Consider the following 23,706-nt stretch of genomic DNA (forward strand, 5'->3'; position numbering starts at 1 on the left):
GAATCAAACGATGTTCGACGTTCGGGGCGAGCGGAGCGACGGGATGTTCGGCACAGTCCTGGTGGCCAATCGCGGCGAGATCGCGGTGCGGGTGATCCGCACTTTGCGCGCCATGGGAATTCGTTCGGTGGCGGTGTTCAGCGACGCAGACGCAGGAGCCCGGCATGTCGCCGAGGCCGATGTCGCGGTGCGCATCGGGCCCGCGCCGGCGCGTCAGAGTTACCTGTCTGTCGAGGCGCTGCTCGCGGCTGTTCGCCGCGCCGGCGCGCAGGCCGTGCATCCGGGCTATGGATTCCTCTCGGAGAACGCGCAATTCGCCGAGGCGTTGGACGCGGCGGGGATCGCGTTCATCGGCCCGCCGGTGGCGGCGATCCAGACGATGGGCGACAAGATCTCGGCCAAGGCCGCGGTGTCGGAGTTCGGCGTCCCTGTGGTGCCGGGCATCTCACGTCCGGGGCTCACCGATCAGGATCTGATCGCCGGTGCCGCCGACGTCGGTTTCCCGGTGCTCGTGAAACCGTCGGCAGGCGGTGGGGGCAAGGGCATGCGGGTCGTGCAGGACGCCAGTGAATTGCGCGCTGCCCTCGTCTCCGCGCGCCGTGAGGCGGCCTCGGCGTTCGGGGACGACACCCTGTTCCTGGAACGGTTCGTTCTGAACCCGCGTCACATCGAGGTGCAGGTGCTCGCCGACGCGCACGGCAACGTCGTGCATCTCGGCGAGCGCGAATGCAGCCTGCAGCGGCGCCACCAGAAAGTCATCGAGGAGGCCCCGTCGCCACTGCTCGACCCGCAGACCCGGGCCAGGATCGGCGCCGCCGCCTGCGACACCGCGCGCAGCGTCGACTACACCGGGGCGGGCACGGTCGAGTTCATCGTCTCCGCCGACCGGCCCGACGAGTTCTTCTTCATGGAGATGAACACCCGCCTTCAGGTGGAACATCCGGTCACCGAGATGGTGACCGGCCTGGACCTGGTCGAGCTGCAGGTCCGCATCGCCGCGGGCGAGAAGCTGCCGATCGCGCAGGACGACATCCGGCTCGACGGGCACGCCATCGAGGCCCGTGTGTACGCCGAAGACCCGGCCCGCGGCTTCCTGCCGACCGGCGGGGACGTCCTCGCGCTGCGGGAACCCGCCGGGGCCGGTGTGCGGGTGGACTCCGGCCTGACCCGCGGCACGGCGGTCGGCAGCGACTACGACCCGATGCTGGCCAAGGTGATCGTCCACGCCGGGGACCGCCCGACCGCGTTGCGCGCCCTCGATGCGGCACTGGCCGACACCGCGGTCCTGGGCCTGACCACCAACGTCGAGTTCCTGCGTTTCCTGTTGGCCGACCCCGACGTGGCCGCCGGGAACCTGGACACCGGCCTGCTGGACCGCCGTCTCCCGGATTTCGCGCCCACCCCGGCCACCGACGACGAACTGATCGCCGCCGCCGCCTACCGCTGGCTGCGGTCCTGGCCGGTGGCCCCGTCGAGTCCGTGGGAGGTGCCGTCGGGATGGCGCATCGCCGGGCGCGCCGCGACACCGGTCCGGCTGCACGCGGGGGAGCGGACCGACCACGTGTGGCTGACCGGCACACCCGGGGATGCGACGGCCACCGTCGAGGGCGGCCGAACCCGAACGCTGCGTGCGAGTTTGGTCGCTGATCGGCTGGCGGTCACCGTGGACGGGATGCGCGCCGAGTACCTGGTGGCCGGTGCCGGCGGGCAGGTGTGGTTGGCCGGGCCGGACCGCGTGACAATGGTCGAGGAGGTCCGGGAAGCCCCGGTGCGGCCCGACGACGCCCACAGCGGCGACGCCGAGCTCACCAGCCCGATGCCGGGCGCTGTGGTCGCCGTCGGCGTCGACGACGGCGCCACGGTCACCGCCGGGACCGTCGTCGTCACGGTCGAGGCGATGAAGATGGAGCACGCGCTGGCCGCCCCCGTCGACGGGGTGGTGGAACTGCTGGTCAGTGCGGGCGAGCAGGTGAAGGTGGGCCAGGTCCTGGCCCGGATAACGGCAATCGAGGAGCCGCAGTCATGAGCAATAATCTGGCCACGGGCATCCTGCCCGACCACTACGAGCAGCTGGCCAAGACCGTGCGGGACTTCGCGCAGAGCGTCGTGGCGCCGGTCGCGGCCAAACACGACGAGGAGCACTCGTTCCCGTACGAGGTGGTGGCCGGAATGGCCGACATGGGCCTGTTCGGCCTGCCGTTCCCCGAGGAGTACGGCGGTATGGGCGGCGACTACTTCGCGCTGTGCCTGGCACTCGAAGAACTGGGCAAGGTCGACCAGAGCGTGGCGATCACGCTGGAAGCCGGTGTGTCGCTGGGCGCGATGCCCGTCTACCGGTTCGGCACCGAAGCCCAGAAGCAGGAGTGGCTGCCGCTGCTGGCCAGCGGAAAAGCCCTCGGCGCCTTCGGCCTGACCGAAGCGGGCGGTGGCAGCGACGCCGGCGCGACCAAGACGACCGCCCGGCTCGACGACGGGCACTGGGTTATCAATGGCTCCAAGCAGTTCATCACCAACTCCGGCACCGACATCACCAAGCTGGTCACCGTCACCGCGGTCACCGGGGAAACTGACGGCAAGAAGGAGATCTCGTCGATCCTGGTGCCGGTGCCCACGCCGGGCTTCACCGCTGAGCCGGCCTACAACAAGGTGGGCTGGAACGCGTCGGACACGCACCCGCTCAGCTTCGACGACGTCCGCGTGCCGCAGGAGAACCTGCTCGGAGAGCGGGGTCGCGGCTACGCGGGCTTCCTGCGGATCCTCGACGAGGGCCGCATCGCGATCGCCGCGCTGTCGGTGGGCGCCGCGCAGGGATGCGTGGACGAAAGCGTGAAGTACGCCAAGGAGCGGCACGCGTTCGGGCGTGCGATCGGCACCAATCAGGCGATCGCGTTCAAGATCGCGCGGATGGAGGCCAGGGCGCATGCCGCGCGGGCGTCGTACTACGACGCGGCCGCGCTGATGCTGGCGGGCAAGCCGTTCAAGAAGGCCGCTGCGGTGGCCAAGCTGGTCTCCAGCGAGGCCGCGATGGACAACGCCCGCGACGCCACCCAGATCTTCGGCGGCTACGGCTTCATGAACGAGTATCCGGTGGCCCGGCACTACCGCGACAGCAAGATCCTCGAAATCGGCGAGGGGACAACCGAAGTGCAGCTGATGTTGATCGGGCGGGAGCTCGGCCTGTAATGAGCGACATGACGCCGAATAAGACCGTCATCCAGCGCGGGCTGTGGTTCGAGGAGTTCGAAACGGGCGTGCTCTACCAGCACCGGCCCGGACGCACCATCACCGAGGCCGACAATGTCCTGTTCACCACCCTGACGATGAACACCCAGGCGCTGCACCTGGACGCCGCGTTCTCGGATGCGTTGCCGCCGTTCCACCAGCGCCTGGTCAACTCGATGTTCACCCTCTCGACGCTGGTCGGACTGTCGGTCGCCCAACTCACCCAGGGCACGATCGTCGGCAACCTGGGCTTCGGCGAGGTCGCATTCCCGAAGCCGCTGTTCCACGGCGACACGCTCTACGCCGAGACCGAGGTCGTCGACAAGCGTGAGTCCAGGAGTCGGCCCGGTGAGGGCATCGTGACGTTCGCCCACACCGGCCGCAACCAACACGGCGACATCGTGGCCACCGCGTCGCGCAAGACCATGGTGCGCAAGCGCCCCGAGGGGGAGTGACATGACGTTGGCAGCCGGTCCCGCGTGGTTGTTCTGCCCGGCCGACCGGCCGGAGAGGTTCGAAAAGGCCGCTGCGGCAGCCGATGTCGTGATCCTCGATTTGGAGGACGGTGTGGCGGCCAAGGACCGCGAGGCTGCCCGTAAGGCGCTTGTCGACACGCCGCTGGACCCCTCCCGCACCGTGGTGCGGGTCAACCCCGCCGGCACGCCGGACCACAAGCTCGACCTCGAGGCGCTGTCGCGCACGTCTTACACGACGGTGATGCTGGCCAAGACCGAATCGCCGCAGCAGGTTGCCGCGCTGGCTCCGCTGGACGTGGTCGTGCTCATCGAGACGCCTCTCGGGGCGCTGGCCGTGGTCGAGCTGGCCAGGGTGGACAACGCGCTGGCGCTGATGTGGGGCGCCGAGGACCTCTTCGCGGTGCTCGGTGGCACCGCCAACCGCTACCCCGACGGCTCGTACCGGGAGGTGGCCCGCCACGTGCGGTCGCAGACCCTGCTGGCCGCCAAGGCGTACGGCCGGCTGGCGCTGGACTCGGTGTTCCTCGACATCAAGAACCTCGACGGGCTGCGGGCCGAGGTCGACGACGCCGTCGCGGTCGGTTTCGACGTCAAGGTGGCCATCCACCCGTCCCAGGTGGCGGTCATCCGTTCCGGGTACGCCCCCACCGACGCAGAGGTCGACTGGGCGCGTCGGGTTCTCGACACGGCGCGAACACAGCGGGGCGTGTTCGCATTCGAGGGCATAATGGTGGATGCCCCAGTGCTACGGCGAGCAGAGCGCATCGTCGAGCTGGCGCCACACCCCGGCGCCTAGCCGGCAGCCCCTCACCAGGGGTTCAGCCCTTATCGCCGCTGCCCTGAGCACCTCAGTCGTCTGACGGCGCGATCCGCCGCCAGTGGCCCAAGGAGGCGGTATGGCTGGATTGTCGGCGCTCTCGGAGCTTGACGAGCCGATTCAACTGGTGGCGCCCGACGGCGCGCCCACCCCGGAATCCAGATACCGAAGAGACCTCCCACCCGAAACGCTGGCCTGGCTCTACGAGTCCATGGTCGTCACCCGCGAACTCGACACCGAGTTCGTCAACCTGCAGCGGCAGGGCGAGCTGGCGCTGTTCGCGTCCTGTCGCGGGCAGGAGGCCGCCCAGATCGGGGCCGCGGCGTGCCTGCGCAAGACCGACTGGCTGTTCCCGCAGTACCGCGAACTCGGCGCGTTCCTGGTGCGGGCGATCGCCCCGGCGCAGCTGGGCGCGCTGTGGCGCGGCCGATGGCACGGCGGGCTGGGGTTCACCGACAGGTGTGTCGCTCCGGTGTCGATCCCGATCGGCACGCACGGGCTGCACGCCGTGGGCGCGGCGATGGCCGCCCAGCGACTGGGCGAGGATTCGGTGACGGTCGCGTTCCTCGGGGACGGCGCCACCTCCGAGGGCGACGCCCACGAGGCGCTCAACCTGGCCGCGGTGTTCGGTGCGCCGTGCGTGTTCTTCGTCCAGAACAACCAGTGGGCCATCTCGGTGCCGGTCGAACGTCAACACGCCGGGCCCACGCTGGCGCACCGGGCGATCGGATACGGCATGCCCGGGGTGCGGGTCGACGGCAACGATGTGCTGGCCTGTTTCGCGGTGATGGAACAGGCGGCCGCTCGGGCACGCGAGGGCGGCGGGCCGACCTTCATCGAGGCCGTGACCTACCGGATGGGTCCGCACACCACCTCCGACGACCCCACCCGGTACCGGTCGGATGAGGAGGTCGAGCATTGGCGCGCAAGGGATCCCATCGCGCGCTACCGTACCTATCTCGAGCACACCGGGGTGTGGACGCAACGCCTGGAGGAACGCGTGGCGCACCGGTCGCAGCGGCTGCGGGCCGAGCTGCGCGACGCCGTCATCACCGAACCCGACATCGACATCGGCGAGGTGTTCGACACCGTCTACCACGACATCACCCCGGACCTGGCGCGGCAACGCGACGAGTTGCTCGCCGAGTTGGCGAAGGAGGCGTGAGATGACCCAACTCATAGAACGGCCCTTCGGATTCGACGACGACGCCGCCGAGCCGCAGCGCACGCCGGTTGCGGTTCCGGTCGCACCGATCGCCCCGATTTCGATGGCGCAGGCGATCAACCGCGCGCTGCACGATGCGATGCGGGTCGACGACCGCGTGCTGGTCTTCGGTGAGGACGTCGCGACCCTCGGCGGCGTCTTCCGCGTCACCGAGGGCCTGGCCGAGACCTATGGGGAGCAAAGGTGTTTCGACACCCCGCTGGCCGAGTCCGCGATCATCGGGATCGCGGTCGGGATGGCGATCCGCGGCCTGGTTCCGGTGCCCGAGATCCAGTTCGACGGTTTCGCCGCCCCGGCGTTCGACCAGATGGTCAGCCACCTGGCGAAATACCGCATGCGCACCCGCGGCGACGTCGACATGCCGGTGACGGTCCGGATCCCGTCCTTCGGGGGGATCGGTGCGGTGGAACACCATTCGGAATCGACGGAGACGTACTGGCTGCACACCGCCGGCCTGAAGGTGGTGACACCGTCGACACCGACCGACGCCTACTGGCTGCTGCGGTACGCCATCGCCAGCCGGGACCCGGTGATCTTCCTCGAACCCAAGCGCCGCTACTGGGCCAAGGAGGTCGTCGACACCGGTAACCCGGCCGATCCGATCGGGCGCGCGGCGATCCGCCGAGCCGGCGACGACGTCACCGTCCTCACCTACGGCCCGCTGGTGGCGACGGCGCTCAACGCGGCCGAATTGTCGCCGCACGGACTGGAAGTCGTCGATCTGCGGTCGCTGAATCCGCTGGACTTCGACACCGTCGCCGCCTCGGTGCGAAAGACGGGCCGCGCCGTGGTGATGCACGAGGGGTCGCGCACCGTGGGCTTCGGCGCCGAACTCGCCGCCCGGATCTCCGAGGAGTGTTTCTACGACCTGGAGGCGCCGGTGCTGCGCGCCACCGGATTCGACACCCCGTATCCACCGGCCCGGCTGGAGAAACTGTGGCTGCCCGGCGTCGACCGGCTGCTCGACTGCGTGGACAAGGCGATGGGTCAGCCATGAGCACCGTGCGTGAGTTCCTGGTCCCCGATCTCGGTGAGGGGCTCGAAGAGGCGACGGTCACCGCCTGGCAGGTCGCCATCGGCGACGTCGTCACCCTCAACCAGACGCTGTGCACCGTCGAGACCAACAAGGCGGAAGTCGAGATCCCGAGTCCGTTCGCCGGGCGGATCGCCGAACTCGGTGGCGCAGCAGGTCAGACGCTGCCCGTCGGCTCGGTGCTGGTGCGCATCGACCTGGGCAATGACACCGAAAACGACAGGGCCGGCGACACGGACAGCGACGGGGACAGCGCGACTGACGCCGAGAAGGACGCGCCGCGCAGGCCGGTGCTGGTCGGGTACGGCGCGGACCACACCATGGACGGCAGCCGGCGGCGCGCCCGCGCCAAACCGCGGGTGCGCAAACTGGCCGCCGACCTCGACGTGGACCTGTCACGGATCGACGGCTCGGGCCCGGACGGCATCGTGACCCGCGACGACGTCCTTGCCGTGACCGACGGCGGAACCTCGCAGGACAGCGTCGTCAGCGGTGTGCGGCTGGCGATGGCTCGGCGAATGTCCCTTTCCCGCAGTGAGATTCCGGATGCGCACGCGTCGGTCGAGGTCGACGGCAGTGAACTGCTCAGGCTGCGGGACCGCCTCGCGGCGGCAGGTGCGGATGGGGTCACGCCCTTTGTGCTCGTGCTGCGGCTGCTGGTCGTCGCGCTGCGCAGGCACCCGGTGCTCAACGCCACCTGGGTGGACACCGTGGACGGGCCACGCGTGCACGTGCACCCGGCGGTCCATCTCGGCGTCGGTGTCGCCGCGCCCCGCGGGCTGCTGGTGCCGGTGGTGACCGACGCCCAGGAGCGAAGCACCCGCCGGCTCGCCGACGAGGTGGCGCGGCTGGTCGCCGCCGCCCGCGCCGGCACGCTGAAACCCGGTGAGCTGCAGGGGTCGACGTTCACGGTGTCGAACTACGGCGCGCTCGGTCTCGACGACGGAGTGCCCGTCATCAACCACCCCGAGGCCGCGATTCTGGGCGTGGGTTCGTTGAAGCCGCGCGCGGTGGTTGTCGAAGGCGCGGTGGTGGCGCGGCCGACGATGAGGCTCACCTGCGCGTTCGACCACCGTGTCGCCGACGGTGCCCAGGTGGCCGCGTTCCTCGCGGAGCTGCGGTCGCTGATCGAGGCGCCGGAGTTGGCGCTGCTGGATCTGTGAGTTACCTGCGCTGGGCCGCGGCCAGCCGGGCGGCGAATTCGGGGGACTCGATCGAACGGGCCTGCGGCCCGATCTCGATGTCGACGGCCATGTGATGTTGATGGAGGTCGGAGATGCCGGGGTTGTAGGTGGCCCGCATCGACGCCTTCGTCGAGACGACGACGTCGCGCGGTGCCGACGCTGGACCGGCCGCCAGCTCGCGCGCCGCGGCGACGGGATCGTCGGCGACCTCCAGCGCGAGCCCGTGACGCACCGCCGACTCGGCGTCGAAGCGCATCCCGAACAACAGTGCGGCCCGTGCCGCCTGCGGTCCGATCGCGCGCTGCAGCATCCACGTGGCGCCGCCACCAGGGTGGATGCCGAGCTTCTGGAAGCGCGGGTCGAACAGCGCTGCCGGGCCCGCGATACGCACGTCGGCGGCCAGCGCCAGGTTCAGGCCGGCGCCCACTGCGGGCCCATTGACCGCGGCGATGGTCGGCAGGTTGCACTCCGCCACGGCCAGGAAGCCGTCGTAGATCACCCGAAGTCCGTTCTCGGTGGCCGCGCCGAGCGCGGTCAGGTCGGCGCCGGCGCAGAACGCCTTGCCCGCGCCGGTCACGATCACCGCGTGCACGCCGGTGTCGGCCTCGGCGGCTTCCACCGCCGCGCGCAGGGCGGCCGAGATCTCCGCGGTCACCGCGTTGCGCCGGTCGGGATCGTTGATGGTGATGAGCGCGACGCGGTCCTCGACCTGCGTCAGTACCAGTTCGGACATCCGGTCAGCCTAACGGCGCGGAACCTGTCGTCTTCGTTCACGCCGGTTTGCGCCACCGCAACAGATATCGGTAGTAGAGCGCGCGGCGCACGACAGCTCCGGGGATGACGTCGTCGCTGACCAAACGGATCTCGCGCAGGCTTTCCCGCGGCTGGGCGACGACCACCCCGATGTCGCGGGTTTCGCGGTGCAGTCGCGAGCCGATGCGCACGGCGGGCAGACACAGTCCCGACCAGATCCAATCCGACGCCGACCTGTTCGCGCTGAGCCCGACGACGGCCAGTTCCCCGCCGGGTCGGAGTAGCGCACGGGCCTTGCGCAGGGACTCCCGCAGTGCCATGTGATGGAGGCTCGCGACGAAGGTGATCACGTCGAACAGCGCCGTTTCCGGGCGATAGTCGTGAAACGACTGCTGGGAGATCGACACGTCGGCGTGCCCGGCCAGCCGCGCCTGCGCACGCGCCACCGAATCCGGGTCGGGATCGATCAGCGTGACCGAACGGGAGACCGGCAGCAGACGCTGGGCCAGCAATCCGTCGCCGCAACCGATGTCGAGCACATCGCCCCGATGCTCGCCCGCGATACCGACCAGCCACGGGTGATAGGCGGTGTTGTGATTCCAGTAATCCTGCATGTCTCGAATGTGCCAGCGGCGCCGCCTGTTCGACCAGGGCCGCCGACCGTCGCGCCGACTACTCGGAGGACTCCTCGCCGGACCCGCCGGCGGCGTCCGTCGTCAGGCCGCCCTCGGGGTCCGCAGCCGCCACCGCGTCGTCGGTGCCTACGGAGTCCTCGGCACCCGCGGACTCGTCGACGGCCGGGTCCGCGTCCACGGCGCCGTCGTCCTGCCCGACTTCTGCCGCTTCGTCATCGTCCTGCCCGACTTCAGTCGCATCGTCGTCGTCCTCGCCCGGTGCGGCAGGACCGTCGTCTCGGTGGCCCGCCGCTTCGACCGTCTGTGCGGTGACGGTCTCGCGCGCCGGCCCTGCGCTCTGCCGAGAGTCGTTGTCGGACAGCGTTTCCAGTCCCTCGCGGATGGCTCCGGGGACCTTGGACGCGGTGCCGATCAGCTCGCCCAACGACGGCATCAGCCGCGCCGGACGGTAGCGGCTGGGGTCCGACGAGATCGGATTGCCGTCGTAGTAGGCGGAGTCCACGATCAGTTTGAGCAGCGGTGCGGACGCATCGGCCACGGTGTCGCCCAGAACGGCGCGGATCAGCCGGGTCAGGGGCAGCTCGTCGGTGGTGTAGGTGACGTAGGTGGTGTTGCCCCGGGTGGTCACGTAGGCGAGCACCCGTTCGCCGGAGGGGATGGCGCAGCGGGCGTCGTCACACGGCAGCGCGTCGACGCCACCGGCCAGCACCGCGCAGGTGTTGGCGCCGCCGCACGACGCCGTCGGCCTGCCGTCCACATCCACCGGCAGATCGATCTCGGACTGTTCCCGGTAGCCGTACAGGTAGGCGACCAGCGAGTTGACGTGCGCCACGAGGTTGAGCAGGTCGGCGGGCGCGTTCGAGTTGTAGTTGTACTGGTAGGCGATGTCGACCACGGCCCTGGCGGCGGTGTCGGTCGGCGACGGGAAGGGATTCACGCCGATCAGGGCGAACAGCGGGTAGCGGGTACCGAAGCCGCCGTCGGGACGCGAAACGTTGTTGTCCAGGATGAACAGCGACTTCGGCAGCGCCGGATCGCCTGCCCGGTCGAGCCGGTTCAGCACCAGGCTGGCGTTCGCCGCACCCCAGCCGGAGGACAGCACGGCGTTGTCCTCGCCCGAATTCTCTTGCAGCGCTTGCTCGATTGCTGCGGCGCCGCCGCGGAAGTCGAGTCCGATCAGATCGGGGCCGGGTTGGCCGCCCGGGTTGTAGGGGGCCTGATTGAACTTGCCGCCGAAGAAGTCCTCGTTGCCGGTGGGGTCGGGGTGGGTGGAGCTGCCGACGACGATCAGCGCCGTAAGGTCCACGGGGGAGGCCGAGATCGAGGCCGGCTGCGTGGCCGCCACCCCGCCGACCGTGATCGCCATCCCGAGCGCAGCGACGCCGCACGCAGCGCTTCCGATCCTGTGGCGAACTTTGCTCATACCGGTGACTCCTCCCCGCGACACGGTACCCGCCGGAGCGCGCGACGCGAACCCCCTGGGTCAGTGTGCTGGGATCTCGGTGCCGAAACACTCGGCGAGGAAGAGCTCGGCCGACGTCCAAGCCCGGCGTGAGGCGGATTCGCTGAAAAGGACACCTCGGGCCGGATCGTCGGCGAACGGCGCCATGAACGCGTGCAGGGTGTTGCCGTAGGCGTGCAGCTGCCAGTCGATGCCGCGGCCGGAGAACTCCCGCCCCAGGGCGACGACGTCCTCCGGAGGGGCGAACGGGTCGTCCCAGCCGTGGAAGACGATCACTTTGGCGGTCACCTCACGCTGCTGAGGCTGTGGTGGGGGAGTCAACAGGCCGTGGAAGCTCGCGACCCCGACGAGGGGGTGCCCCGCGCGGGCCAGATCGAGCACGCAGAGACCGCCGAAGCAGAATCCGATCGCCGCGACCCGGTCGGCGTCCACCTCGGCGGCCCCGGTCAATGTCCCGAACACCGTCGCAAGGCGCCGGGCCAGCGCCTCACGGTCGTCGAGGAAGCCCGTCATGGCCGCACTGGTGGCCTCCATGCCGCCGCGGCTGACGTCCTCGCCGAAAAGGTCGACGGCGATGGCCTGGTAGCCCCGCTCGGCCAGCCGGTTCGCGAACTGCAGCTGAGCGTCGCTGCGGCCCTCCATGCCGTGCACGACCAGGACGGTGGGTGGGGCGCCGGCGGCGTCGTCGCGGACCAGCACGGCGTCGAACTGCGCGCCGTCGATGATGTGACGCAGGGAGGTGTGCTGCACGGTCATGCGGCCGACGTTTCCACAGGGGCCCGAGGCCGGGGAAGGCGTTTCGCTGCGCGCGGAACGACCGCCGAAACTGAACTCGCGCGCCGTCATTCGCCGTCGGGCACAAGCTCAGTTTCGGGGCCGGCCGTCAGGTCAGGATTCGCCCCACCCGCCCTGCACCATCGTCTGGAACTTCCACTCGCCGCCGCACCTCACCAGGAGGTCGCCGTACCGGACCTGCTGGCTGTGCCCGGCCGCCGTGATGGTGGCGTCGGTGACGACGAACACCAGGTTCTCGTTGATGAAGTGCGGTGTGCGCGCGGACTCCATCGCGATATCGCCGGCACCTCCCAGTTCCTGGGTCATCTGCGCGACGAACCGTTCCCGGTCGCACGTCTCGGCCTGCCCGTCGGTGACCTCGTTGACGGGGAACATCGCCTGATCGGCCATGGCCTCGATGTCTCTGGCGACGGCCAGCGCGTCGTAGCGGGCGAACCAGGCCAGCACCTCCTCGACGTCCTCCGGTGCCGGGGCGAATCCACCGTGTGCGGGCATGCGACCACATCCTCTCACTAATTAGCGTACAAAGTACGTTGTACAAAGTACACGAATATCGCGGGTGCCCGGAGCAGCTACGATCGGCCGGATGGTCACCCGTGGAGCCGGTCCCGAGCGCAGTAGTGCCGGCGACCCGGTTCGGACGCTGAAACTGTTGTGGCGAACGCCGGGTGAAGCGCGAACCAGCCGCGGCCCCAGGCAGCGCACCACCGTCGATGCGGTGGTGGCCGCGGCGATCGAGATCGCCGACGCCGACGGTCTCGGCGCGGTGACCATCCGCGCGGTCGCCACCCGTCTGGGCATCGCGACCATGGCCACCTACACCTACGTTCCCGGCAAGGCCGAACTCCTCGACCTGATGCTCGACACCGTCTACCGACAGATGCCACGTCGTGATCTGAGCGGGATGGCTTGGCGCGACAGGGTTTCCGCGATCGCCGGGGAGAACCGCGAGCTGCTCGAACAGCACCCGTGGGTCGCCCAGCTGGCGACCACCAGGCCCCCGCTGGGGCCGGGGATGATCGCCAAGTACGAACACGAACTGTGTGCGTTCGACGGACTCGGCCTCAGCGACCTCGACATGGACTCGGCGTTGACCTATGTGCTCGGGTTCGTGATGTCGGTGGCCCGCATCGCGATCGACACCAACGCTGCGCGCGCCGACAGCGGCGTCACCGACGACACCTGGTGGGAGCAGGCCGGGCCGGTGCTGGCGACGGTGTTCGACGCCGACGAGTTCCCGCTGGCAGCGCGGGTGGGCGAGGCCGCAGGCCGGGCCCTCGGCGGGGCCTACAACGCCGAACACGCCTACCGGTTCGGGCTGGCCCGGGTCCTCGACGGACTGGCCCCCGTGATCGGTGACCGGGCGCGGGGATCCGGGCGGTCACCGGCAAACTGACGTCCCCGCAACCGGTCATCCGAAAACCCATTTCGGCCAAGTCGCGTCGGCGTAGTGTCTGCCCCGTTCGGGGTGCCGCGCGAAGGGGTCGTGACATGGGCGCAGCGAAGTATGTCGGTCGGGTCGGTGGGTTGGCGGTCGCCCTGGGGGTGGGTGTCGCGATTCTCACGGGGCAGGGTGTCGCCTACGCCGACGACACGGGAACTGCGAGCTCGGAGACCACAGCGACCGAGAACAGCTCTGCCGAGGGCCCGGCCAGGCAAGGCGCCGCTTCGGACAGCGATGTCGGGACCGGCGCGGACGACGAAGCGTCCGACGTCGGGACCGCCGAGGACGACGAGGCGTCCGATGTCGGGACCGTCGCGGACGACGAGGCGTCCGATGTCGAGACCGCCGAGGACGACGAGGCGTCCGACGTCGAAGAGCAGCAGTCGGGCGGCGGCACGGGTGAAGATTCGACGACACCCGCAGAACCTGTCGACACCGCCGACGACACCGCGTCGCTCTCGGCGCCGGTAGTGAGTACCACGGTCGTGTCACCGCCGGCGTCGGCCGACCTCGCGCTCGACCCCATCGCCGACGACAGCGGAACGGCCCCGATCGGCGGATCGGCCGCCGATCTACTGCTGCTGGCCGGAACCCGACGGGAACTGCAGGCGCAGCAGGAGGCGGCGCTGGAGATTCCGCCCTACTCCGTCGGTGTGACCGCGGGGGTGATCGGCGGTTGCGTCGTCGGGCCCACCTGCACCACCGCGGACGGATCGACGTTCACCCTCATCAAGGACCCGGACAAGGGCGGCAAGCTCGCCCTGGATCCGACGACAGGCGCTTTCAGGTTTCTACCCTTCGCGTCGGAGAAGAACCCCGACGGTTCACAGAATGCCGACGGGCCGTCCGGGCAGGAGACGTTCTCGGTTCTCGTTGCGCAGAACACGCAGTTCACGACGTTCCTGATCGGGCTGCCGATCGTGGGATCGTCGATTCTGGCGCCGGTCATCATGACCCTGCAACAGATTCCGGTCATCAGCACCGTCCTCGCACCGTTGATCGGCACCGCGACGCGACAGGACATCCTGGTCGACATCGACTTCTTGCGGACTCCGGCAGAAACGCCGGTGGCCTACACCACCATGGTGACGTCGTGGGACGGCACGCAGATCAGCACCAATTTCTTCCCGGCGATCGCCGACGGGAACCCTGATGACGGCAATCCCGGATACGAGACCATCCTCTACGGGCCGGGATTGGCGCAGGCGGGCGCCACCGATCCGGAGAACCCGTTCGTGTCGACATTCCGGCTGGGCGGCTACAACGTGGTCACGTGGGACCCACGTGGTGAATTCGCCTCCGGTGGCGTGCTTCAGCTCGACAGCCCGCAGTACGAGGGGCAGGACGTCTCCCAGCTCATATCCTGGGCGGCCGGTCTCGACGGCGTCGAACTCGACGGAGTCGGTGATCCGACGCTGGGCATGGTCGGTGTCTCCTACGGCGGCGGCATCCAGTTCGTGACCGCCGCCGGGGACAACCGGGTCGACGCGATCGCGCCGGGCTGGGCGTGGAACACCCTGCCGGATTCGCTCTACCCGGACCGGTCCTTCAAGACGGCCTACTCGTCCCTGCTGTTGCTGGGTCTGGTGACCACCGGCGCCAGGATCAACCCGCAGATCTACGGCGGCATCATCACCGGTGCGATTCTCGGTGTCCTCACCCCCGGTCAGATTCAACTGCTCCAGACCAGTGGCCCGGGCCAGACGGTTCGGGGGATTTCGGCACCGACCCTGATCATCCAGGGCACGGTCGACGTGTTGTTCCCGTTGCAGCAGTCCATAGTCAACGAGGGGTTGCTCGCGCTGAACGAGGACGTCAAGATGCTCTGGTTCTGCGGCGGGCACGGATCGTGCCTTCCCGGACAAGGCAATGGCGAGGCCGATTCGGCATGGGTGATGCGCGAGACGCTGGCGTGGATGTACCGCTACGTCAAAGACGACGGCTCGCAGGACGACGTCGTCTTCGAATGGACCGATCAGTACGGGGACCGGTGGACCTCCGAGGTCTCCCCGACCGAGGCCGGTTTCTACGACCCGCCCGGTGTCATTCCGACGACCGTGTGGGACACCGGCAAAGTGCTGCCGATCATCCCGCTCATCGGTGGTTCCGGTCCCAACCCGGAGGTTCCGTTGCCGTATTCGTTGGGTGACGGATCCATCGCCAGTAACGCGGTCACCATCGCGCTGGAGAATCCCGTCGCCGAGGCCAACGTCGTCGGCTCGCCCTCGGTGGTGATCCATTACAGCGGTTTCGGAACCAGCCGGCACATCTACGCACAGGTGGTCGACCGGAGCACCGGACTCGTCGTCGGCAACATCGTCACCCCGGTTCCGGTGACGCTGAACGGCCGGGACCAGGTCGTCACGGTGGACCTGAATGACATCGCCTACACCGTGGGGCCCGACAGCGAACTCGAACTGCAGATATTCACCACCGCGACGTCCTACTTCAACGCGACGCAGTTCGGCTTCATCAACGTGGAGAGCGTCGAGGTGACGATGCCGACCACCACCAAGGGGACCAATCAGGGTCCCAACCCGAGCCTGCCTGAGATGCCCGAGGTGCTGGTCGCCGTCTGACGCCGACGTCGGGGAGTCACACGCCGAGAAGCGCCCCCGGCAGGGATCGAACCTGCGACCAACCGCTTAGAAGGCGGCTGCTCTATCCGCTGAGCTACGGAGGCAGCGCACACACCCTAGCCGAATCGGCGCATACCGCTGGACCCGTCGTACCTTACTGTCAGATCCATGGGGGTACACCACACGAAGGACAAGGGTGGCTTGGGGGTGGCGAAAGCTCATGCTGACCTAGTCAGCAGTCGATCTGGTGTGTGTCTACTGCCCAGAGACTGACGAGTGCTATTACATCAGCCCTTCCGCGCACGGTGTATCGGTGACTCTGCGGATCGCGCCGAGTAAGAACGGTCAGCTGGCAGGCGTGTTGAATGCGGCGGCTTTTCGCGACCTGCCCTCGTTGATCCCAGGCTGACGTTGGACGGTGCGCTGAATCCCTAACCAACAGTCCAACCGGTCCCTGCACATATTCTGAACGGGATGGCGCTGGCCATCGAAGCGGGGTGCCGCGGCTGAACAGCTTTCAAAGCCACCTCGTCCGACACAGCCGCCGACTAGCGTGGTGCGCATGAGCAACGAGCCGGAACTGGATGCGGCCGGACTCCCGGAGGAACTCAGCCCGCTCGACCAGATCCTGCATCGCGGCGAGGGCAACCCGCGCACCCGCTCCGGGATCATGACCCTCGAACTTCTCGACACCACGCCCGACTGGGACACGTTCCGCACCCGGTTCGACAACGCCTCGCGCAAGGTGTTGCGGCTGCGTCAGAAGGTCGTCACACCGACCCTGCCCACGGCGGCGCCGCGCTGGGTCGTCGACCCGGATTTCAACCTGGACTTCCACGTCCGACGGGTCCGGGTCCCGCAGCCGGGCACCTTCCGGCAGGTGATGGATCTCGCCGAAATCGCTGCGCAGTCCCCACTGGACATCTCCCGGCCCCTGTGGACGGCGACCCTCATCGAGGGGGTGGAGAACGGGCGGGCGGCGCTGATGGTCCACCTCAGCCACGCCGTCACCGACGGGGTCGGCGGTGTCGAGATGTTCGCCAACCTCTATGACTTCGAGCGCGACCCGCCGCCGCAGAGCACCCCGCCGCTGCCCATCCCGTCCGACCTGTCGCCGAACGATCTGATGAGGGCCGGCATGAACCGGCTGCCCGGCACCATCGTCGGCGGCGTGCGCGACGCGTTGTTCGGCGCCGCCCAGGCGGTCGGTCATGTAGTGCGCGACCCGGTCTCGCGGCTCGGCCGCGCGTTCGATTACGCGATGTCCGGTCTCCGGGTGGTCGGCCCGGTCGCCGACCCGTCACCGATCCTGCGCCGGCGCAGCCTGTCGTCACGCAGTGACGCCATCGACATCGAGTTCGGCGACCTGCACCGCGCCGCGAAGGCCGCGGGCGGTTCGATCAACGACGCGTACCTGGCCGGGTTGTGCGGGGCGCTGCGGCTCTACCACGAGGCCAAAGGCGTGCCCATCGACACGCTGCCGATGGCCGTGCCGGTCAACCTGCGCTCCGAAGCGGATCCGGCGGGCGGTAACCGGTTCGTCGGCGTCAATCTCGCTGCGCCCATCGGGGTGTCCGACCCCGAGGTCCGCATCCAGGACATCCGATCGCAGATGACCCGCAAGCGTGACGAACGTGCAATGGACATGGTCGGGGCCATCGCGCCCGTCGTCAGCCTGCTTCCCGACACCGTGCTCGAGTCGATGGCGGGCTCCTTCGTGAATTCCGACGTGCAGGCCAGCAATGTCCCCGTCTACGCCGGGGACACCTTCATCGCCGGGGCGAAAGTGTTGCGCCAGTACGGCCTTGGGCCGCTGCCCGGCGTGGCGATGATGGTGGTGCTGATATCGCGTTCGGGGTATTGCACGGTCACCGCCCGCTACGACAGGGCGGCCATCACCGACCCGGACCTTCTCGCCCAGTGCCTGCTGGCCGGCTTCGACGAAGTGCTGGCCCTCGGCGGCGACGGCCGCGCTGTACCGGCGACGTTCACCGCGCAGACCACACCGCCCTTAGACTCCGCCCGACTGAATGGAAGTGGCCCACAGTGACATCGGAGACACCGGTCAACCGTCAAATGCGCCTGCCGGGATCGGTCGCCGAGATCCACGCCAGCCCCGAGGGCCCCGAGATCGGTGCGTTCTTCGACCTCGACGGCACGCTCGTGGCCGGATTCACCGGCGTGGTGATGACACAGGACCGGTTGCGACGCAGGCAGATGTCGGTCGGTGAGTTCATCGGCATGGTGCAGGCCGGGCTCAACCATCAGCTCGGCCGCTCGGAGTTCGAGGACCTGATCGGCAAGGGTGCGCGAATGCTGCGCGGCAACTCGGTGGACGACATCGACGAGCTCGCCGAGCGGCTCTTCGTCCAGAAGATCGTCGGCAGAATCTATCCGGAGATGCGCGAGATCGTGCGCGCACACATGGCGCGCGGCCACACCGTCGTGTTGTCCTCGTCCGCGCTGACGGTGCAGGTGGAGCCGGTGGCCCGGTTTCTCGGCATCAACAACGTGCTGAGCAACAAGTTCGAGACCGACGACGACGGGCTGATCACCGGCGAGGTCCAGCGGCCGATCATCTGGGGACCTGGAAAGGCCAGGGCGGTACAGGAATTCGCCGCCGCCAACGACATCGACCTGTCGAAGAGCTACTTCTACGCCGACGGTGACGAGGACGTCGCCCTGATGTATCTGGTCGGCAATCCACGCCCCACCAACCCGGCGGGCAAGATGGCGGCCGTCGCCGCCAAACGTGGCTGGCCGATCCTGCGCTTCAGCAGCCGCAGCGGAGCCAGCCCGGCCTCGCAGGTGCGCACCGCCGTCGGTATCGCGACGATGGTGCCGATCGCCGCCGGCGCCATCGGCGTCGGGCTGCTGACCCGCAACAAGCGCACCGGAGTCAACTTCTTCACCTCGATGTTCGGCCGGACGCTGCTCAACACGGTCGGCATCAATCTCCAGGTGCTGGGCAAGGAGAACCTGACGGCCCAGCGGCCGGCGGTGTTCATCTTCAACCATCGCAACCAGGCCGACCCGCTGATCGCCGGGCGGCTGGTCAACGACAACTTCACCTCGGTGGGCAAGAAGGAGCTGGAGAACGACCCGATCGTCGGCACGATGGGCAAGATCATGGACGCCGCCTTCATCGACCGGGACGATCCGCAGAAGGCCGTCGAGGGACTGCACAAGGTCGAAGAGCTTGCCCGCAAAGGGCTCTCGATTCTGATCGCGCCCGAAGGCACCCGGCTGGACACCACCGAGGTGGGCCCTTTCAAGAAGGGACCGTTCCGCATCGCGATGTCGGTGGGCATCCCGATCGTGCCGATCGTGATCCGCAACGCCGAGGTGATCGCCGCGCGCGACTCCAGCACGTTCAACCCGGGCACCGTCGATGTCGTTGTCTACCCGCCCATTCCGGTCGACGACTGGACCCGCGAGAACCTGTCGGAGCGCATCGACGAAGTGCGTCAGCTCTATATCGACACGCTCAAGGACTGGCCGCACGACGAGCTGCCCACGCCTGAGCTGTACAGACGTGCCAAACCGGCGAAGAAGTCGACCGCCAGGAAGACCCCGGCCAAGAAGGCGCCGGCCAAGAAGGCAGCCGCCAAGGCGCCGACCAAGCGGGCCGGTGGCACGAAGGGCCGGCCGTGAAGGTCCGGGCCGACGATTTCGCGGCCTACACCGCCGTCGAGGACACGCTCGTGTTGGCCTCGGTCTCCTCACCCGCCGAGGAGGCACTGCTCAGCGATTGGCTGGAGAGCCAGCGGCGCGCGCATCCGGACTCCAGGATCGAAGTGCTCAAGCTGCCCATCGACGACGACCCGGCACCGCCGGTGCTTGCCCAGCTCGTCGAGTTGCTCAAGGCCGACGACGACCGCTCCGTCGTTCCGGTGCGCGTGTTCTGGATCCCGGGCGGACTGCCGACACGGTCCAAGGTGGTGGCGGTGCTGTCCGGCCGGGACACCTACCGTCCGCCGAAGGCACTGCAGCACGCGATCCTCAAACGGGACCCGTCCCGCGCCCGCGTCGTCGCCGGGGAACCCGCCAAGGTCTCCGAGCTGAGGAAGCGCTGGAGCGAGACGACCGTCGCCGAGAACCCCCGGGAATTCGCGCGATTCGTGCTCAGGCGAGCCATCCTGGCGATCGAGCGCGTCGAGTTGCGACTGCTGGGTCCCGAATACAAGTCTCCGCGGCTGATCAAGCCCGAGGTGCTGGCCTCGGCGCGGTTCCGTGAGGGGCTGGCGAAGATTCCCGGCGCCACCGTCGAGCAGGCAGGCGAGATGCTCGACGAACTCGGCACCGGCTGGAGTCGCTTCTCGGTGGACCTGATCCCGGCGATGGGCCGGGCCATCTTCAGCCGCGGCTTCGACCCCAACATCGACTACGACCGCTCCGAGGTCGAAGCAATGCGGCACGCGCTGGAGAACCACCCGGCAGTCCTGCTGTTCTCGCACCGGTCCTACCTCGACGGGGCGATCGTGCCGGTCGCGATGCAGGAGAACCGGCTGCCACCGGTGCACACGTTCGCCGGCGTCAACCTGTCGTTCGGCTTCATGGGTCCGCTGATGCGCCGATCCGGTGTCATCTTCCTGCGACGCAAACTCGACGATCCGCTGTACAAGTTCGTGCTGCGCCAGTTCGTCGGCTACATCGTCGAGAAGCGGTTCAACCTGTCCTGGGCCATCGAGGGCACCCGGTCGCGTACCGGAAAGATGTTGCCGCCCAAGCTCGGTCTGCTCGCCTACGTCGCCGACGCCTATCTGGACGGGCGCAGCGACGACATTCTGCTGCAGCCGGTGTCGATCAGCTTCGACCAGTTGCACGAGACCGCCGAGTACGCGTCCTACGCCAGGGGCGGGGAGAAAACCCCCGAGGGCCTGTCCTGGCTCGTCAACTACATCCGGGCGCAGGGGGAGCGCAACTACGGCAAGATCTACGTCCGCTTCCCGGAGGCGGTCTCGATGCGCGAGTACCTCGGCGAGCCGCACGGCCCGATGGCGACCGACGAGTCCGCGAAACGGCTCGCCATGCACAAGATGGCGTTCGAGGTGGCGTGGCGCATCCTGCAGGTGACACCGGTCAACGCCACGGCGCTGGTGTCGGCGCTGCTGCTCAGTACCCGCGGCATCGCGTTGACCCTCGACCAGCTGCACCACACCCTGCAGGACTCGCTGGATTATCTGGAGCGCAAGCAGACTCCGATGACCAACAGCGCGCTGCGGCTGCGGACCCCCGAGGGGGTGCGCGCCGCGCTCGACGCGCTGTCCGGCGGGCATCCGGTGACCCGCACCGACAGCGGCCGCGTCACCGTCTGGAACATCGCCCCGGAGGACGAGCTCGAGGCCGCGTTCTACCGCAACTCGCTCATCGACGCGTTCCTGGAGACCTCCCTGGTCGAGTTGGCGCTGGCCTGCGCCACCCGCACGGACACCGACCGGCTGGATGCGTTCTGGGCTCAGGTGATGCGGCTGCGCGATCTGCTGAAGTTCGAGTTCTACTTCGCCGATTCGGCCGGCTACCGCGACCACGTGGCCGCCGAGATGTCGTGGCATGCGAACTGGGAGGCCGACGTCGCCGCGGGTGGCGACCGGCTCGACGCACTGCTGCGGGAGAAGCGGCCCGCGATCGCCGGTCCGTTGTTGCGTCCGTTCTTCGAGGCCTATCAGATCGTCGCCGACGCTCTCATCGACGCGCCGGCGGAGATCTCGGAGAAGGATCTGACGGCCAAGGCGCTGGGTCTGGGGCAGCAGTACCTCGCGCAGGGACGGGTGCAGAGCACCGAGTCGGTGTCGGCGCTGCTGTTCACCACGGCCCGTCAGGTGGCCGCCGATCAGCATCTGCTCGAACCGGCCGCCGATCTGGCCGAACGCCGCAGGGCCTTCCGTACCGAGCTGCGCGGCATCCTCAAGGACATGAACACCGTCGACAGATGCGCCCGGAGGCAGTTCTTCGCCCGCGAGCGGGCCCGTAGGCAGCTACGCAACGACCCTGTGTCGTAGATCGCCTTCGCCAGGGTCATACGCTGGGCGCATGACTTCGGTTGCCCCCGTCGCGCCCGGTGGTGTGCGCCGCGCGCCGGTATGGGCGGTGCTGTACGGCGTCGCCGTGTTGGCCGGCGTCACCGCGGCGGCGCTCTCGGCGTTGTCGCTGGCCGATGCGCTGACCGCGACGGGCCTGCCCGACCCGGGCCCGGTGACCAGCTATGGACTGCCGTTCGTGAAGGCCGTGGGGGAGATCGCGGCGGTGACCGCGACAGGAGGGTTCCTGTTCGCCGCGTTCATGGTGCCGCCCCAGCAGAATCAGGTTCTCGACGCCGCCGGGTACCGCGCGCTGCGGACGGGCACGGCTGCCGCGGGTGCCTGGGCGGTGTGCGCGGTGCTGATGGTGCCGCTGACGGTCTCCGACGTCAGCGGTCAACCGCTGGCCACGCGACTGAGCCCGGCCGACATCTGGTCGGTGGCCGACCTGATCGAGATCGCGGGCGCATGGCGCTGGACGGCACTGCTGGCCGTGCTGGTCACCGTCGTCAGCATCCCGGTGCTGCGCTGGTCCTGGACCCCGGTGCTGTTCGCCGGCTCGCTGCTCACCCTGCTGCCGCTGGCACTGTCCGGGCACTCGTCGTCCGGCGGATCCCACGACATCGCGACCAACAGCCTGCTCATCCATCTCGTCGCGGGAGCCATCTGGGCGGGCGGTCTGCTGGCGCTGCTCGTGCACACGCTGCGGGGAGGTGGCCACGGTCCCCTCGCCGCGCGCCGGTTCTCCGCAGTCGCGCTGTGGTGTTTCGTCGCGATGGCGTTCAGCGGGGTGATCAACGCGCTGGTCCGCATCCGGCCCGCGGACCTGGTCAGCACCCAGTACGGCCTGCTGATCCTGGCGAAGCTGGTGGCGCTGGTGACGCTCGGTGGACTGGGCTGGCAGCAGCGCCGCAGGGCGGTCGCCGCGCTGCAACAGGACCCGGATGCGCGGCAGCCGCTCATCCGGCTCGCGCTCGTGGAGGCCGTCGTCTTCGGTCTCACGTTCGGTGTCGCGGTCGCGCTCGGCCGGACCCCGCCGCCGCCCCCGACGAACACGAACCTGTCGATACCTGCGGTCGAGATCGGCTACGACCTGGCCGGTCCGCCGACGGTGGGCAAGGTGCTGTTCGACTGGCGCTTCGACCTGATTTTCGGCACCGCGGCGATCGTGTTCGCCCTGGTCTACCTCGCCGGCGTGCGCAGACTGCGCCGACGCGGCGACGCGTGGCCGATCGGGCGGGTGGTGGCGTGGCTGCTGGGCTGCCTGGTGCTGCTTCTGGCGACGTCCTCGGGGATCGGCCGCTACATGCCGGCGATGTTCAGCATGCACATGATCGCGCACATGCTGTTGTCGATGCTGGCGCCGATACTGCTGGTGCTCGGCGCCCCTGTCACGCTGGCGCTGCGGGCGTTGCCCGCCGCCGGTCGCGACGGTCCGCCCGGTCCGCGGGAATGGCTGCTGGCCGCACTGCACTCACGGTATTCGCAGGTGGTGACCAACCCGATCGTCGCGACGGCGCTGTTCGTCGTCGGGTTCTACGGGCTGTATTTCAGCGGCCTCTTCGAGGCCGCCGCGGGCAGTCACTTCGCCCACCTGGCGATGAACCTGCACTTCCTGGTCAGCGGCTACCTCTTCTACTGGGTGGTGATCGGGATCGATCCGACACCGCGGCCGATACCGCACCTCGCGAAGCTTGCGGTGGTGTTCGCCTCGCTGCCGTTGCACGCGTTCTTCGGTGTGGTCCTGATGGGCACCCAGTCGGTGCTCGCCGAGAGCTTCTACCGCTCGCTGCAGCTGAGCTGGCACACCGATCTGATGGGCGACCAGAAACTCGGTGGCGGAATCGCCTGGGCTGCAGGCGAAATCCCGCTCGTCGTGGTGCTCATCGCGCTGTTCGTCCAGTGGCGGCGCACCGACGATCGCACCGCCAAACGTCTCGACCGCGCCGCCGATCGCGACGATGACGCCGACCTCGCCGCCTACAACGCGATGCTTGCCGAACTCGCCCGACGCGAGCGTGAGCGGAGCTGATCGGGACCGTCATATTTTCACCTGTTCAG

19 protein-coding genes and 1 tRNA gene are annotated in these 23,706 nt (G+C 68.8%); 14 read left to right on the forward strand and 6 right to left on the reverse strand.

Going from position 1 to position 23,706, the window contains the following annotated elements:
* Positions 1-43: 43 nt before the first annotated feature.
* From BN976_RS15450 to BN976_RS15480, 7 genes are all read left to right on the forward strand, one after another.
* Entirely contained in the window at positions 44-2,026 is a 1,983-nt protein-coding gene (locus BN976_RS15450) for an ATP-binding protein (protein ID WP_036372291.1), read from the forward strand.
* Positions 2,023-3,183 (forward strand): acyl-CoA dehydrogenase family protein, encoded by a 1,161-nt coding sequence (locus BN976_RS15455; RefSeq protein ID WP_036371773.1) that lies wholly within the window; start codon positions 2,023-2,025, stop codon positions 3,181-3,183. Before BN976_RS15450 ends, BN976_RS15455 begins: the two co-directional genes overlap by 4 nt.
* On the forward strand, positions 3,183-3,677 hold the full coding sequence (locus BN976_RS15460; RefSeq protein ID WP_011781243.1) for a MaoC family dehydratase: 495 nt from the start codon (positions 3,183-3,185) through the stop codon (positions 3,675-3,677). The genes BN976_RS15455 and BN976_RS15460 overlap by 1 nt, the downstream gene beginning before the upstream one ends.
* A gap of 1 nt (position 3,678) precedes the next feature.
* Complete coding sequence (locus tag BN976_RS15465) at positions 3,679-4,494, forward strand: HpcH/HpaI aldolase/citrate lyase family protein (protein WP_011781242.1); 816 nt, start codon at positions 3,679-3,681, stop codon at positions 4,492-4,494.
* A gap of 100 nt (positions 4,495-4,594) precedes the next feature.
* On the forward strand, positions 4,595-5,680 hold the full coding sequence (gene pdhA, locus BN976_RS15470; protein WP_011781241.1) for a pyruvate dehydrogenase (acetyl-transferring) E1 component subunit alpha: 1,086 nt from the start codon (positions 4,595-4,597) through the stop codon (positions 5,678-5,680).
* A gap of 1 nt (position 5,681) precedes the next feature.
* A complete protein-coding gene (locus BN976_RS15475; RefSeq protein WP_036371775.1) occupies positions 5,682-6,737 on the forward strand; it encodes an alpha-ketoacid dehydrogenase subunit beta in 1,056 nt (351 codons plus the stop codon).
* Positions 6,734-7,936, forward strand: a complete 1,203-nt coding sequence (locus BN976_RS15480; RefSeq protein ID WP_036371778.1) for a dihydrolipoamide acetyltransferase family protein — start codon at positions 6,734-6,736, stop codon at positions 7,934-7,936. Before BN976_RS15475 ends, BN976_RS15480 begins: the two co-directional genes overlap by 4 nt.
* A gap of 1 nt (position 7,937) precedes the next feature.
* On the opposite strand, the gene BN976_RS15485 is transcribed toward BN976_RS15480, so the two are convergent.
* From BN976_RS15485 to BN976_RS15505, 5 genes are all read right to left on the reverse strand, one after another.
* A complete protein-coding gene (locus tag BN976_RS15485; protein ID WP_036371781.1) occupies positions 7,938-8,690 on the reverse strand; it encodes an enoyl-CoA hydratase in 753 nt (250 codons plus the stop codon).
* Positions 8,691-8,727: 37 nt separating this feature from the next.
* A complete protein-coding gene (locus BN976_RS15490; RefSeq protein ID WP_036371785.1) occupies positions 8,728-9,324 on the reverse strand; it encodes a class I SAM-dependent methyltransferase in 597 nt (198 codons plus the stop codon).
* 58 nt (positions 9,325-9,382) lie between these two features.
* Positions 9,383-10,768, reverse strand: a complete 1,386-nt coding sequence (locus BN976_RS15495; protein ID WP_199558953.1) for a PE-PPE domain-containing protein — start codon at positions 10,766-10,768, stop codon at positions 9,383-9,385.
* A gap of 60 nt (positions 10,769-10,828) precedes the next feature.
* Positions 10,829-11,563 (reverse strand): dienelactone hydrolase family protein, encoded by a 735-nt coding sequence (locus BN976_RS15500; protein WP_011781235.1) that lies wholly within the window; start codon positions 11,561-11,563, stop codon positions 10,829-10,831.
* A 132-nt stretch (positions 11,564-11,695) separates the two neighbouring features.
* The gene (locus BN976_RS15505) at positions 11,696-12,097 is read right to left on the reverse strand and encodes a hypothetical protein (RefSeq protein ID WP_011781234.1); all 402 of its coding nucleotides are present in this window, start codon (positions 12,095-12,097) and stop codon (positions 11,696-11,698) included.
* A 91-nt stretch (positions 12,098-12,188) separates the two neighbouring features.
* Between BN976_RS15505 and BN976_RS15510 the strand changes: the two genes are divergently transcribed.
* Positions 12,189-12,998, forward strand: a complete 810-nt coding sequence (locus BN976_RS15510; RefSeq protein WP_011781233.1) for a TetR/AcrR family transcriptional regulator — start codon at positions 12,189-12,191, stop codon at positions 12,996-12,998.
* 95 nt (positions 12,999-13,093) lie between these two features.
* The gene (locus tag BN976_RS15515) at positions 13,094-15,625 is read left to right on the forward strand and encodes a CocE/NonD family hydrolase (RefSeq protein WP_036371786.1); all 2,532 of its coding nucleotides are present in this window, start codon (positions 13,094-13,096) and stop codon (positions 15,623-15,625) included.
* A 31-nt stretch (positions 15,626-15,656) separates the two neighbouring features.
* On the opposite strand, the gene BN976_RS15520 is transcribed toward BN976_RS15515, so the two are convergent.
* Positions 15,657-15,729, reverse strand: a tRNA-Arg gene (locus tag BN976_RS15520).
* Positions 15,730-15,872: 143 nt separating this feature from the next.
* Here BN976_RS15520 and BN976_RS34180 point away from each other — a divergent pair.
* From BN976_RS34180 to BN976_RS15540, 5 genes are all read left to right on the forward strand, one after another.
* Positions 15,873-16,034 carry a group I intron-associated PD-(D/E)XK endonuclease gene (locus BN976_RS34180; protein WP_234935326.1) on the forward strand — a complete coding sequence of 54 codons (162 nt, stop codon included), beginning with the start codon at positions 15,873-15,875 and terminating at the stop codon, positions 16,032-16,034.
* Positions 16,035-16,187: 153 nt separating this feature from the next.
* Complete coding sequence (locus BN976_RS15525; RefSeq protein WP_036371788.1) at positions 16,188-17,675, forward strand: wax ester/triacylglycerol synthase family O-acyltransferase; 1,488 nt, start codon at positions 16,188-16,190, stop codon at positions 17,673-17,675.
* A 26-nt stretch (positions 17,676-17,701) separates the two neighbouring features.
* Positions 17,702-19,279, forward strand: a complete 1,578-nt coding sequence (locus BN976_RS15530; protein ID WP_011781230.1) for an HAD-IB family hydrolase/lysophospholipid acyltransferase family protein — start codon at positions 17,702-17,704, stop codon at positions 19,277-19,279.
* Positions 19,276-21,627 carry a glycerol-3-phosphate 1-O-acyltransferase gene (locus tag BN976_RS15535; RefSeq protein WP_011781229.1) on the forward strand — a complete coding sequence of 784 codons (2,352 nt, stop codon included), beginning with the start codon at positions 19,276-19,278 and terminating at the stop codon, positions 21,625-21,627. The genes BN976_RS15530 and BN976_RS15535 overlap by 4 nt, the downstream gene beginning before the upstream one ends.
* 31 nt (positions 21,628-21,658) lie before the next feature.
* Complete coding sequence (locus tag BN976_RS15540) at positions 21,659-23,677, forward strand: bifunctional copper resistance protein CopD/cytochrome c oxidase assembly protein (protein WP_011781228.1); 2,019 nt, start codon at positions 21,659-21,661, stop codon at positions 23,675-23,677.
* Positions 23,678-23,706: the final 29 nt, after the last annotated feature.

The sequence above is a fragment of the Mycolicibacterium austroafricanum genome (assembly GCF_000612725.1).
Lineage (GTDB): Bacteria > Actinomycetota > Actinomycetes > Mycobacteriales > Mycobacteriaceae > Mycobacterium > Mycobacterium austroafricanum.